This is a genomic window from Arthrobacter sp. MDB1-55 (assembly GCF_059092925.1).
This window is the reverse complement of sequence record NZ_JBNHID010000001.1, coordinates 488639-501539: the sequence shown is the minus strand read 5'-3', so window position 1 is coordinate 501539 and position 12901 is coordinate 488639. Positions and strand designations below refer to the sequence as shown.

Here is a 12901-nt window from a genome sequence, read left to right as displayed (position 1 = left end):
ATCTCATGATGTGTGGGGATACTTGTTGCATGAAACGGTCGCAACTGCACACCTGGCTCATCACGGCGGCCAGTGCGGGCGCCGTCGTTGCGGTGGGTGTGGCGATGGTGGGCGCGCTTCGCAGTCCCGCGCCGCAAATTCTCGGCCCGGTCGTGGGGGTAAGCGTCACCCAGTCTCCGGCGCCGCCCGGCACCCTCTCTCCCACCCCCTCACCGACCGCGTCCAGCTCGCCGACCCCTTCCCCTTCGCCGTCCCGCGTGCCTTCATCGCCGGCACCTGAGCCCACTCCTGAGCCCACTCCTGATGCCACGATCAGTGCGACCGCGCCGCCGGCAGCTGAACCGCCCCCCGCCGTTGTTCCGGCGCCGCCGCCCGTGATTTTGGAGGACGACCGCGGCCGCGGCCGCGGGGGCGATGACGAGGCAGGCGACGACGTTGAATTCGAGGACGAGGACGAAGGGGACTTCGACGATGACTAAGCCCGATGCCCCTGCGACTCAGGCCGAACCAACGCCGACGGACGGCCCGGAGGCCTCGCCCTCGCGCGAAGGCACGCCGCCTACCCAGCCCATCCAGAGGGACCGCTTGATGTCCGCGGAGCCGACCATCCTGGTCAAGGTCCCGCAGGGTGCGAAAGAGTCATCCGAGGTTGACACGGAAGCCGGCGGGCGGCCGAGCGTGTGGGCGCAACTTCGAAAGTCGGTTCGCGGGTACTCGTCGGTGCGAGCCCGCGTTCTCATGGCCATGCTGGTGCTGAGCGCCCTTGGTCTTCTGCTCGCGGGAGCAACGGCCTTCGCCCTTCAGCGGAACGATCTTAACCGGGATATGGATGATTCGCTGGAGCGCAGTTTCCAGGAGTTTCAGACCCTGCTCGCTACCGGCATCGACCCGGACACACTGCAGCCGTTCGTGGAGGCGAACCAGTTGGTCTACCTCGTCATGGAGCGGACCCTCACCCAACCGAACGAGGGAATGATGGCAGTCCGGAACGGGCAGGTGATCTTCTACGCGAACGCGGAAGTTGAAGTCCGGCTCGAAGATGACCCTGAGCTGGTCGACTACGTCACCAATGAGGCGCCTCAGGATTCCGTGACCATACAGTCCAAGCGCACCGCCTTCACAAACTATCGGGTCTTGGTGGCACCGGTGATGCTCGCCAATGACACCGATCCCACCTTCTTCGTCCTGGGGTTCGATGCCGAGGCGGAGCACCAGCAACTGAATGGAACATTCGGCACCTACGCGTTGATCAGCTTCGCCACGCTGGTGCTGATTGGAGTGGTCGGCTTCCTCCTGGTGGGGAAGCTGCTCGATCCAATCAGAAGAGTCAGGACGACGGCGAAACGCATCACGGAAACGGACCTCTCCCAGCGGATCGAGGTGACAGGCAACGACGACCTCTCCGACCTCACGCGCACCGTGAATGCAATGCTCGACCGTTTGGAGGGGTCCTTCACATCCCAGCGCCGGCTGCTCGACGACGTCGGACACGAGCTGCGTACACCGATCACCATCGTGCAGGGGCACCTGGAGTTGCAGGATTCGCAGGATCCACGCGACGTCGAGGCTGCTCGCGACATTGCCCTGGATGAGCTCGACAGGATGCGCCTACTGGTGGATGACCTGGTGACCCTGGCAGGAATTGCGGGCCCCGATTTCGTGCGTCCGGAACCGGTGAATCTCGGCAGGCTGACCGACGACGTGATGGACAAGGCCCGCACCCTCGGGGCCCGACGATGGATCATCGATGCACGTGCGGAAGCTATTGCCGTGCTGGACGCCCGCCGCATCACGCAGGCCTGGCTGCAGTTGGCCGCCAATTCAGTGAAGTTCACCGAGGCGGGAACAACCATTGCGCTCGGCTCCCGGAAGGACCACGACTGTATCCGCCTCTGGGTACGCGACGAAGGCTCAGGAATCGCCAGGGAGGACCAGAAGCGGATTTTTGAACGCTTCGAGCGCGGACGCAGCGGTAAACGCACCGAAGGAGCAGGACTCGGCCTGACGATAGTCAGCGCGATCACCGAGGCTCACAGCGGCGAGGTGGAACTCAGATCAGCCCCTGGGAAGGGCGCCACGTTCACCATGGTCATCCCTCTCCTGCCCGTACCCTCCCCCACCACACCTTCCGCTGTGCCTTCCCTTCCGACCGAACGAGGAGAACGGCCATGAGCCAGATCCTGATTGTCGAAGACGAAGACCGCATCAGCTCCTTCATTGCGAAAGGGCTGCGCTCCGCCGGGTATGTTCCGACAGTCGCGGACAACGGACGGGACGGGTATCAGCTCGCCCAAACCGGAGACTTCGAGCTGATTGTGCTGGATCTCGGGCTGCCCGACCAGGACGGCTTCACCGTCCTTCGGCGGTTACGGGAGTCAAAAAATACGACACCGGTCATCATCCTGTCTGCACGCAGCTCGGTGGACGACACAGTAGCGGGCCTGGAGGGCGGAGCGGACGACTACATGTCCAAGCCCTTCAGATTCGAGGAGCTGCTCGCGAGGGTGAGGCTGCGGCTCCGCCAGGAAGCTCCATCCGCTGACACCTCCGTGCTCTCCTACAAGGACCTCCAACTGGATCTCCGGTCCCGCAGGGCTCTTGTCAACGGGAAAGAAGTGGATCTCTCCGCGCGGGAATTCGCGCTCGCCGAGGCCTTCCTGCGTAATCCCGGCCAGGTCCTCAGCAGGGAACAACTGCTCTCACGCGTATGGGGCTACGACTTCGACCCGGGCTCCAACGTGGTCGACGTTTATGTGCGCTACCTGCGGAACAAGCTGGGTGCCGAGCGATTCGCCACGGTGAGGGGTATGGGGTACCGCCTGGTTGCGGACGATTCCTGATACCGCCACCCCATAGGTTCGTCGGGTTCGTCCGGTTCGTTGGGTTTGGACGTGGTCGGACCCGGGTGCGGTTGGGGGAACGCACCCGGGTCCTTGGGAGGTGGCCTGCAGAACAACCTGTTGTCTGCGAGGGCCACGGGTCTGGTACTCCAAGCATGGCGCCCCACTGTGAGAACTTGAGGAGAGCCCGATGAGAAAACTCTCACGAAGCCGGAGAAGTCCCATCCGGCTTCAGAAAGTCCTCGGCCACGCGCAGTCTGCCCAACGCGTCGGCCCTCCACGTGCCGCTGACGGCGTCCTGCCCTGGCCTTCGCGCACCAGCGATCAGGGTTAGTGCCACTCCTGCCGCCCGTGCCCGAAGCGCGAACGGGTTCGTTACCTCTTCAAAGGCCTGCTGGAACCGAACCAACGCCGCAGGCACTTCGGTGTAGCGCGCGTCCACGCACGGCAGAACGGCAAGATGCGCCAGGAAACACGCCAGATCGTCCACAAGGTGGCCAGGGCCTACGCTGTCGAGATCGAGTACGCCCGTGACAGAGCCGTCCCGCACCAGGAGGTTTCCCTCGTAGAAATCCCCGTGGGTGGGTACCACAGGACCTGATGGAGCGGCACGGATCATCTCCTCCACCCGGGAGGCAAGGACGAGGATCCGCTCGTTTTCTGCGGGAAGCACTACTGCTGCAGCGCGCGCGTAATCCTGGACGCGGGCAGACCAGGGCGGCCGCTCGGGAAGGTTTCTCGCCGTAGGCGGGAGCTGTGCGAGCAGGCCGACCAGCGCCCGGGGATCAAGCTCCGATGCGCCGTTCACCATGAGGCGTTGAGCCAGCGGAACACCCGGCACCGGCAGGGTCACGACAACATCGTGTGCAGGCGAGTCGACGGGCGGAGGAACAGGGATGCCCGCGTTGTGAAGCAGCTCGTGGCGGTGGCGAAGTAGGGCGGCACGGCCGTGTTGCACGACTTTGAGGAAACGGAGCTCCCCCGCAGCCTCGGCGCGCAGGACGGCCCGCCTCATGGGTCGGTACCCAAGAGTCGTGAGAGCGGCGGCGGGAACCCCGAAGAGATCACGGCCGACGGAAGGCGCATCACACGCCCACGGCAGATCCGGCAGAAGCGGATCATTGGGATGACTCCACACCAGGAGCGGGATGGAGCCTGGCCCCTCCAGCCGGACTGAACGACGGAAGTCACCCTCGATGTTCCGCGTGCTGACGCACAGAAACCCGTCGAAGGGCCCGTCCGCGCCATCGCATCGGACAGCATAGATACCCGTAATACCCGCGGCCGGCCGGTGATGCAGCCCCCTCAGCGACCACGCCTCCAAGGTACCCAGCAGGGCACCTGCCGCTGCAGAAAGGGCCGGCTCGATGGCCGGCCCTTCCAACAATTCACGTTCGTCGGTCTCGGACACTGAACGCCGAGTCCGGCAGTTACGCCCGACGACGCTGGAGGACTTCGTCCAGGTTCATCCGGGGAGCTGGGGACACAGAAGTTTCCACCTTTGGAGCCACGGCAGCGTTCTTGATCGGGGTCTTTGCCTGCGGCTTCGGTGCCTCCGGCAGATCCAGCGGTGCCGGATCTTCCCGATCAGCCTTCGGAGCCTCGACATAGGTGGGCTTCGGAACTTCGACCGGCTGCCAGGGCATGCCCGTGCCGGCCGGCTTCTCGCCCGCTTCAGCTGCCACTGCCAGGGCCGCGGCCCGCAACTCGGCTGCCGTGAACTGAACGGGCGCAGGAGCCGACGCCTGAACGTCGTCGTTCTTGTCCTCAGCTTCCGCGGATTCCTCCGCATTGAACAGCGTGGTGGGCCGGTGAACTACCGGTGCATCGGATTCCTCCTGGCGCACGATGCGTTCCGGAGCGCCAGCGTCCGGCTGCGGCGTACGACGGCGGCCCCTCACCGCCAGCGTGCGAAGCGTCACAACGCTCGCGATGGCGAGCACGAGAGCGAACACGGGAACCACCGAAGCGACCAGCTCCACGACGGCAAGCACAGAGGTGACCAAAGCAATTACCAGCGCCGTCGCTCCAACCAGTGCAATGGCGACTCGATCCCAGCGGATCCTGAAATTGGCGGCCGATCCTCCGACCCGGGATGACCCGCCTGCCTTCCCTGCGGTCGATGGCCCTGTCACGGACTCTGAATCGTCGGCGGCGGACCTGGTCATGACGCTCCTTTGCAACACGGCGTCCCCGGTTGTCGTGGCTGAGAATGCGGAATGTACGGGGCCGGCCACGGGGAAAGGCTGCCGGCTTCGCAGCAAATATGGAGCAACCCAAATGAGCCAGAGCCCGACGATCGCCGCCAGTACAACTGAGCTGTTCAGAGAGAAGTCCACCTACAAAACGTTAGGAGCAGATGTCTCGTGGGTCCCTCATTGACCGCGGTGTGTCCGACGGTAAATCGAATAGTTTGGCTACAGCCGCGGCGCGGTTTCCTGCCACCGACGCAACAGGCCGCCGGGGGTCTCCTCCGCAGTCAACGCGAAAGAGCGATGGTCCGCCCACGAGCCGGCGATATGGAGGTACGACTTCCGGATTCCCTCGTCTCGGAAGCCGAGCTTTTGTACTACCCGCAGGCTCGCGGCATTCTCCGGCCGGATGTTGATTTCCATGCGGTGCAAGCCCAGTTGCCAGAAACAGTAGTCCGTCACCAGGGCGACCGCGGTGGGAGCAATTCCCCTGCCCGCCCGGTCCTTGTCCACCCAGTAGCCAAGAGTGGCGGTCAGCGCCGAACCCCATACCATTCCTGAAACGGTGAGCTGGCCGACCATCTCCGGCCGGCCGCCGCCCTCGGGCCTCTCCGCTATGACAAACGGCATGGCCGAGGCGGCCCGCACCTGGGCATTCAGTGCACGGACCATCTCATGGTACGTGGGCAGATAACCGCCCGGAGCGGGGTTGGAGGCTTCCCACGGCGAAAGCCACTCGAGGTTACGCTGGCGAACCCTCGTCCACTCGCTCTTGTCGCGATGACGGAGCGGACGAAGAACAATGTTGCCGGCTTCCAGGGTGACCGGCCAGGCGAACCGACCCCACATTTCCGTGCTTAGCCGTCCATGGAGTCAGTGAACTCCTGCAGCCACTTCCTCAGGTCCGGGCCGAGGTCTTCGCGCTCGGAAGCGAGAGTTACTACTGCCTTGAGGTAGCTCAGCTTGTCTCCCGTGTCATACCGACGTCCGCGGAAGACGACGCCGAAGACGCCCGAGCCTTCCCCGTCGGCGGCCGCAAGGGTCTGCAGCGCGTCGGTCAGCTGGATTTCGCCGCCGCGGCCCGGCCCCGTCTCTTCGAGTACTTCGAAGACCCGGGGATGCAGGACGTAACGCCCAATGACTGCAAGGTTGGACGGCGCCTCAGCAACCGACGGCTTCTCGACGAGCTTGTTGACCCTGACGTAGCCCTCCCCTTCCAGTGAGGAGACGTCCGCGCAGCCGTAGGCGCTGATCTGATCCGGATCGACCTCGATAAGAGCGATGACAGAGCCGCCGGTTTTGGCCTGGACGTCGATCATCGTTTCGAGGAGTTCATCCCGTTCGTCGATGAGGTCATCACCGAGGAGAACCGCAAACGGTTCGGCTCCAACATGAAGCCTGGCGCGAAGGACCGCGTGGCCGAGACCCTTGGGATCGCCCTGGCGAAGGTAATGGATATCGCCCAGTTCGGAAGCCCGGCGAACCGACGCAAGCTTTTCGAGATCGCCCTTGTCCTCGAGAGTCTGCTCAATGAAGGGCACGCGGTCGAAGTGGTCTTCAAGTGCCCTCTTGTTGCGTCCGGTGATCATCAGAATGTCATTGATGCCGGCGTCGACAGCTTCTTCTACTACGTATTGGATAGCCGGCCGGTCCACGACCGGAAGCATTTCTTTCGGCATGGCCTTGGTTGCAGGCAGGAATCTGGTCCCCAGGCCAGCAGCAGGAATGACGGCCTTGTTCACTCTTGGTCGCTCAGTCATGCATCAACACTACATAATCGACCGCTCAATGGATGCACGTGCGACGCAGCGGAGTCCCTGTACAGTGCCAGCATGGATCCGTCTGCGCCATCGTCAATACCCCAAGCGAGTTCTTCGGCCCTCAAGGAGGAATTACGGCGCGCGCTGCGGGAGCGGCGTCGTCGTCTGCGGGGTGAGGAGCAGCAGGCCGCGGCAGCGGCGCTGGCTGGTCAGGTGCTCGACTGGCTGCGCACCGGACCGTCTGCGGTGAATTCCACAGAAAGTTCCGCAGAAAGCAGTGTCATTGCCGCCTACCTGTCAACACCGCCGGAACCCGGCACCGAGGTGCTGCTTCCTGCCCTGGTCGAGGCAGGTTACGACGTCGTGGTGCCCGTGTGTGAACCCCGGTACCAGTTGAGCTGGGTGCGGTGGAGGCCCGGAGTCCAGCTAGCCAAGAGCCCCCGGGCGCCGCTCTGGGAACCTGTCGGAGAACGCTCCCATTTCGAGGCCCTGTTGCCGTTCCGGCTGGTGCTTGTTCCTGGCCTTGCCATGGACGAAGGAGGAAACAGGATCGGTCAGGGGGGTGGGTATTACGACCGTTTCCTGGCGCAACTCATGCTTGAACAGCCTGAGGTGCAACAACTCGGGTACTTGTACGACGAGGAGATCCTGCCCGCCGGAAGCGTTGAAGCCACTCCGCTCGACATGCCGCTGCCGGGTGCCTTCACTCCCGCTCGCCTGTACCACTCTTCCCCGCGCTGATAGGCATCATGACACTGGGCAGTGTAGAATTGGCACTCGGACGGGTTGAGTGCCAAGTTCTGATCGGCTACGGCACCGGCACGGCCCACAAACAGCTTTCCCACAGGAGGATTGTCCATGCCTACATACGCTTACGCTTGCAGGGACTGCGGCCACGCCTTCGATGTCCAACAGTCATTCTCGGATGATTCGCTGACGGTCTGCCCCGAGTGCGAGGGCCGGTTGCGCAAGAAGTTCAACAGCGTCGGCGTCGTCTTCAAGGGCTCGGGTTTCTACCGCACCGACTCGCGATCGACCTCCTCGTCGGTTGAAACCGGAGCGTCACCGAAGCCGTCCTCGACGCAGTCCACTGCGGACAGCTCGTCTGCTTCCTCCGGGACCAAGACTGGAACGAGTACGCCCGCAGCAGCGGCTCCAGCCTAAGCCGCCCGGATCCGAAAAACTCCTCCGCCTCGGGAAGACCGGTTGTCCTGCACAGCCTGTTCTCCCGGGGCGGTTTTTCCACATGAGGCCGGTATGTGCGGCGCCGGATCCAGGGCATTCCTAGCGTTGGATTCATGAATAAGCCAGCTCCCGCCATCAAACCTCTGCAAAGCCGATTTCGCGCCTTCATCTTTCGGAAACGGCGTCTTCTTGCTGCCGCCGCACTGTGTGCGGCGGCAGGAGTGGCCGTGGAAGCGCTGCTGCCCCACGAACCGGCAACGATGGAGGTAGTCGCTGCGTCAACGGACCTGCCGGTGGGCACGGTGCTTACCGAGGACCAGCTCGCTCTTGTCAGGGTGCCCGAAGCGGCCGTCCCGGAGCACTCCTTCACAGCACGTGAGCTCGTTGCCGGCCAGCAACTGGCAACCCCGGTCTACGCCGGCGACGTGCTGGCCCAGAATTTCCTTGTGGGCGCAGGCCTCCTTGCCGGGAGCCCGAAAGGTACCGTTGCTGTCCCTCTCCGACCCGCTGATGCCTCCACGGTGCAGTTGCTCTCGCCGGGCCAGCGAGTGGATGTGGTCCACAGTACCGGTAACGGGTTCGAGACATCCGCAAAGAACACTGTGCTGGCGCGCGGGCTTCCTGTGCTCTGGACATCGGATGAGCCCGGCGCCGGTCCGTTCGCACCGCCCTCGGGGTCTGAGGACGGCCTTGTGGTTGTCGCGGCGAATCCAGACGAGGCAGCAGCACTGGCCGGTGCATCAAGCACCGGCCAGGTTCACCTTGTTCTCACTGCGGAGGGCGACGCGAGCTAGCTCCAGTGCGGAGGCTTCTGCTCCTTCAACCACTCCTCGTGGTTGCCGTCATCGTCATTCCACGATCGGGGGTCATCCTCAGCCGCGCGCTGTGGCAGAACGTCACCGTGCGGGGCAGTGCTGGTGGTGGCTTCGGAACTCGGTTGCGCTACTGCGGCAGGAGCCTTCGCGGCGTCCGAAGCATCCTCCGACGTGTCGTTCGGTTCACGGTCGGCAGTTTTGTCTTCCCCGATGGCCTGATCAGCAGTCCGATCTTCCCCGGCGGCCTGCTCCTGCTCGGCTCCGTTGTCCATGGCGTCTCCGTTTCCTGCCGGCGTCTCCTGAACTGCCCGGAGTGGATTCTGACGGACAGGCCCTTCCAGACCAAGATATCCCGAGATTCGTTCAGCACACCCTTCCGGATCAGTGAAGACTTCAATGGTCCACAACGGCATGTAGCGCCAGCCCATCCGTTCCAGAAGCTGCGGACGGATCCGGCTTCGCTCCCGTACCGTCATGCCACGATAGCGGTCCGAGCCGTCCGACTCGATGGCGACGGGTTGAACGAACACGTCCTCGCCGTTGCCCGCGCCACCCGTTGATGCGGCAACGATGTCGAGCACGCCGTCGTAATTGCTGTGCACAGCTGCCCCACGGTGACGGAGTCGCTCCACGAGATCCGCCACCAACGGATCCTCGTTGGCCGATTCCTGCTGGCCGCTGGCGGCAGAAGGAGCATCCGTGGACAGTTCCCGGCGCAGGAGCTCGTAGAAGTCGAGGGCGCCATGGCCCAAGCGCTCAGGATCGAGGTCCTCGGGGCGGAAGCAGGTAAGCACGTGCAACCGGTGCCGGGCACGAGTCATCGCCGCCACGAACTTCCCCCGGCCATCCGGAGCAGAAAGCGGTCCGAAATTATGCAGCGCGCGCCCGTGCGGCGTCCGCCCAAACCCCAACGAGAAGATGACGGCGTCCCTGGTGAGGCCGGCGGCGCGGTCGATCGGGACGACCCGGAAGGACTCGTTGCCGGGTTTGAAGAAATCAGCAGCCCACGGCGCATCTGCCATCGACAGCCGCACAGCCTCACCGACGCGCTGCGCATGGCGTGCGCTGGCTGTGACCACTGCAAGCGAGAAGCTCGGCCGGCGGCGGATGTGTTCGAATACCAGGTCCACAACCCGGGTGACCTCGGCAGCGACGCTCTCAACGCCGTCCTGGTCCGAGCTTGGCATACCCGTTCCATCGGGCAGGTACTCGACCGTCAAAGCCCGCTCGACGCCCGTGATCTCCGACCCGGAGGGCAGGCGTGAGAGCTCGTTCCCGTAGAACCGCTCGCTGAGGAATCGGATAAGCTCCTTGTCGACCCCGCGATAGACGTCCCGAAGCGCGAGCGAGGGCAGCACCGCAGCAAGCGCCCGGTAGGCGCTCGGAAGGTGCTCCGGCGTGTTACGGCGCCCGTCTTCGACCGAGACGGTGAAGCTGCGGGGTCCGCCGAGGCGGTCGTCGCCGAAAGCGATGACCTGCCGCGACCTGGCCAGAGCGGGCACCACCGACTGCAGGGAGATCGATTCGGCATCGAGCACGATGACGGCGTCGAATGTCTTGTCCTGCGGAAGGACCAGGGGCAACACCAGCGGGCTGGCGGCCCAGACGGGCATCAGTGCAGTAACCAGCTCGTCTGCCTGCACACACAGCGCGTCCAACCCGGGCTCGCCTTCGCGCAGCAATTCACGCAACTGGTCAGCTTCCGCCGGCATGGTTTCCAGCGCTGCTCGCCAGCGTTCAGCCAGCGCCCAACGAATCCTGCCTGCGCCGGACGCGACATGGGCGTTATCAGCGAGCCGGTACTCAGCTTCGAGGGTGCGCAGGCTGGCGCCGTCGGACATGGCGAGGTAATCATCACCACTGATCATTGCCTCGAGTGCGGACTGCCACCATGCCAGCTCAAGTTCTCCCCCAACCTGGCGGGCACCCACTTCGCGGGCCGCGAGGTCGTCGAGGAGCTCCCCGAGGCCGCTTTCCCGCATCTCATCAAGGAGCAGCGTGCGCTCGGGCAGCGTTGCAAGGCTCTGCTTGTCCCGGGCGAGTTCAGCGAGGCGGGACTCCAGCTCATCGAGCGGCATGGCGGGAAGCTTCGGCTCCCCCGGGGTGTCCGCAACAACGGACGCGAGTTCGTTCAGCCGGGCGTCCACCGAGCGATAGAAGCTGTTGATCTCCGCCAACCCTGTGGGCACTGAAGGGTGGCGCTCGGTCGTCGCATACTTGGTCCACAGCGTGCGCTGCTCCTGCACCTGCACCAGGGACTGGTGCAGGTCAGAAATATGAACCCCGGGTCGGATGTACTCCTTCGCGACCCTGCGGAGACGCGATCGAGTCATCGAGCTCATCTCGATGGTGCGCTCCCGCCGCCAGGCTGAGGGCGCGGTCGCTGAGATGAGGTCTGTGACCGGCCGGTCGAAAATGTCCGGGGTGAACTTGTCGAGGCTGGCGCGCACCGCGACCAGCAAATCCAGCTGGCCGCCCCACTCCTCGAAAGTGGTCCCCAGCTCGATGTGCGAGTGTTCAGCTACTGCCCGGACTTTCTCCCGCAGCAGCGGTATGTCCCGGGCCAGGTCAACCGCCAGACTGTGTGCGTGCTCGGTTTCCTTGCGGTTGCGCAGCTTTGCCCCGTACCAGGGACTCTGCGTAGCTTCCCGGCTGAACCCGCCCAGTTCGGCCGCCCGGCGGAGCCGACCGGTGAGCTCCGCGCGATTGGGAATGCTGTCCATGACGCTGCGCTTGAGACGCACGGTGGTAGCCGGGGCAGGGTTCAGCGACGTGAGTTCAGCGAGGGACTGCATGGCCTGGTACGGCGAACACCCCCACCGTGAGCGCACGTTGTGCAGCGATCGGACGTGATCAAGGAGCTTGTGCCGATGCGATACGAGGGTCTCGTGCAGCGTCGCCAGTTTGGGCTGTACGGCTTTCTCATTGCGCACAATTGCCCGGAGGAGCTGATCCTTCAACTGGGCGGGATTGCTGTTCGCATTGAGCTGGAGCACCAGCGACCCCAGATTCAACGCATCGAGTTCCTGAACGAACTGGTTCAGGGTTCCCCGCCGCTCTGCGACGACGAGCACGCTCTTGCCCTGCTCCGCCAATGCCGCAGCTGTGTTCAGGGCTGTCTGGGTCTGCCCCGTCCCGGGAGGAGCGGAGACGACCACGGAACCCCCTGCGGCGACAGCGTCGAGGACGCGCTGCTGTCCGGGATCTGCGTCAAGGATCAGGAATTCGGTGGATGGGTGCCGCTCATCGAGCGGGGTATCCCGGGACGGCGCCTCAGCACCGGACGGAGTGTCGATACCCTCACGGGCCGCATCCATGAGTGCGGCGAGGAGTGGATGGTCCGGACGGACTGCGGTATCAGCTCCGACGTCGGCGAGGTCCGCAAAGGTCGACACGAGGATGTGGTGCTCGACGGTCATGCCGCGGACGTTGTCGGTCAGTGCGCGGAGCCGATCCAGCACCGGATGGGGATCGAAACGCGCGGTGCTGTAGGCGAGCTGAGCAACGGCGTCGGGATCGAAGTCGATGCCGTGATCCTTGTGCAGCGTACGCACCAGCGCCGGGTTGAGCCGGGCCTTTTCCGTGAGCTGAAGCTCGTAGTCGTCCTGGGAGCTGTGCACCGTCAGCGCAACGGAGGTCAGGAGGACCGGCGCGGTCAGCGAGTCTGTGCGGCCGTCGTCGTCCACCGTGCGCCAGGAGGCAGTACCGGCGGCCAGGTAACCGACGTCGATACCGCGCTCAGTGGCAAGTTCATACACTTTGGCGCGCAGCAGCCGCGCAGCCTTCATGGCGGCGGCGTACTGGTCTGAATCACGAAGGAGCGTTGACAACCGCGTACGCCGGCCGGCCAGGAGCTGCGCCAGACCGGACGGATGGGCATGGGTGAGGTCGATGCTGTTGGAGCGCGACGGCGTGAAGTGCAGCAGCGTGTCCGTCCCTGCGTGGGGACCTAGCCTGCGCAGCCACGGAATGAGGAAGTCCTCAGCGGAGTCCCCGGCATCCAGCTCCGGCACGGTTGTCCTCTTCCCTACGGCCTCACGGCCTGATCTTGACCAGATAGGCATGTCTTACAAGCTATCCGACGCTGCCTCGCAGACCCTGCAAGCAAC

General features: G+C 64.4%; 11 protein-coding genes. 6 read left to right on the top strand and 5 right to left on the bottom strand.

Annotation, left to right across the window (positions count from 1 at the left end; translation table 11 throughout):
* The first annotated feature begins 29 nt into the window (after positions 1 to 29).
* From AC5RU3_RS02460 to AC5RU3_RS02450, 3 genes are read left to right on the top strand one after another with little or no spacing between them, the layout of a single operon-like run.
* Positions 30 to 479 (top strand): hypothetical protein, encoded by a 450-nt coding sequence (locus tag AC5RU3_RS02460; protein WP_458115406.1) that lies wholly within the window; start codon positions 30 to 32, stop codon positions 477 to 479.
* Positions 472 to 2172, top strand: coding sequence for a sensor histidine kinase (locus AC5RU3_RS02455; protein WP_493964786.1), 1701 nt, complete (start codon positions 472 to 474; stop codon positions 2170 to 2172). The genes AC5RU3_RS02460 and AC5RU3_RS02455 overlap by 8 nt, the downstream gene beginning before the upstream one ends.
* Positions 2169 to 2840, top strand: a complete 672-nt coding sequence (locus tag AC5RU3_RS02450; RefSeq protein ID WP_309071488.1) for a response regulator transcription factor — start codon at positions 2169 to 2171, stop codon at positions 2838 to 2840. The genes AC5RU3_RS02455 and AC5RU3_RS02450 overlap by 4 nt, the downstream gene beginning before the upstream one ends.
* A gap of 202 nt (positions 2841 to 3042) precedes the next feature.
* Here AC5RU3_RS02450 and AC5RU3_RS02445 read toward each other — a convergent pair whose 3' ends face one another.
* From AC5RU3_RS02445 to galU, 4 genes are all read right to left on the bottom strand, one after another.
* Complete coding sequence (locus AC5RU3_RS02445) at positions 3043 to 4251, bottom strand: phosphotransferase (RefSeq protein ID WP_493964785.1); 1209 nt, start codon at positions 4249 to 4251, stop codon at positions 3043 to 3045.
* 19 nt (positions 4252 to 4270) lie between these two features.
* Entirely contained in the window at positions 4271 to 5008 is a 738-nt protein-coding gene (locus AC5RU3_RS02440) for a hypothetical protein (protein ID WP_493964784.1), read from the bottom strand.
* Positions 5009 to 5257: 249 nt separating this feature from the next.
* A complete protein-coding gene (locus AC5RU3_RS02435; protein WP_309124356.1) occupies positions 5258 to 5881 on the bottom strand; it encodes a GNAT family N-acetyltransferase in 624 nt (207 codons plus the stop codon).
* 8 nt (positions 5882 to 5889) lie between these two features.
* Entirely contained in the window at positions 5890 to 6792 is a 903-nt protein-coding gene (galU, locus tag AC5RU3_RS02430; protein ID WP_309071492.1) for a UTP--glucose-1-phosphate uridylyltransferase GalU, read from the bottom strand.
* 72 nt (positions 6793 to 6864) lie between these two features.
* Between galU and AC5RU3_RS02425 the strand changes: the two genes are divergently transcribed.
* The 3 genes from AC5RU3_RS02425 to cpaB all read left to right on the top strand — a co-directional run bounded on the left by AC5RU3_RS02425 (position 6865) and on the right by cpaB (position 8771).
* Positions 6865 to 7533 (top strand): 5-formyltetrahydrofolate cyclo-ligase, encoded by a 669-nt coding sequence (locus AC5RU3_RS02425; RefSeq protein ID WP_493964783.1) that lies wholly within the window; start codon positions 6865 to 6867, stop codon positions 7531 to 7533.
* Between the two features lie 117 nt (positions 7534 to 7650).
* Entirely contained in the window at positions 7651 to 7956 is a 306-nt protein-coding gene (locus AC5RU3_RS02420; protein WP_309071494.1) for an FmdB family zinc ribbon protein, read from the top strand.
* A 134-nt stretch (positions 7957 to 8090) separates the two neighbouring features.
* A complete protein-coding gene (cpaB, locus tag AC5RU3_RS02415; RefSeq protein WP_493964782.1) occupies positions 8091 to 8771 on the top strand; it encodes a Flp pilus assembly protein CpaB in 681 nt (226 codons plus the stop codon).
* On the opposite strand, the gene AC5RU3_RS02410 is transcribed toward cpaB, so the two are convergent.
* Positions 8768 to 12856: a DUF4011 domain-containing protein gene (locus AC5RU3_RS02410; RefSeq protein ID WP_493964781.1), complete on the bottom strand. Its 4089-nt coding sequence runs from the start codon at positions 12854 to 12856 to the stop codon at positions 8768 to 8770. The genes cpaB and AC5RU3_RS02410 overlap by 4 nt on opposite strands.
* Positions 12857 to 12901 lie beyond the last annotated feature (45 nt).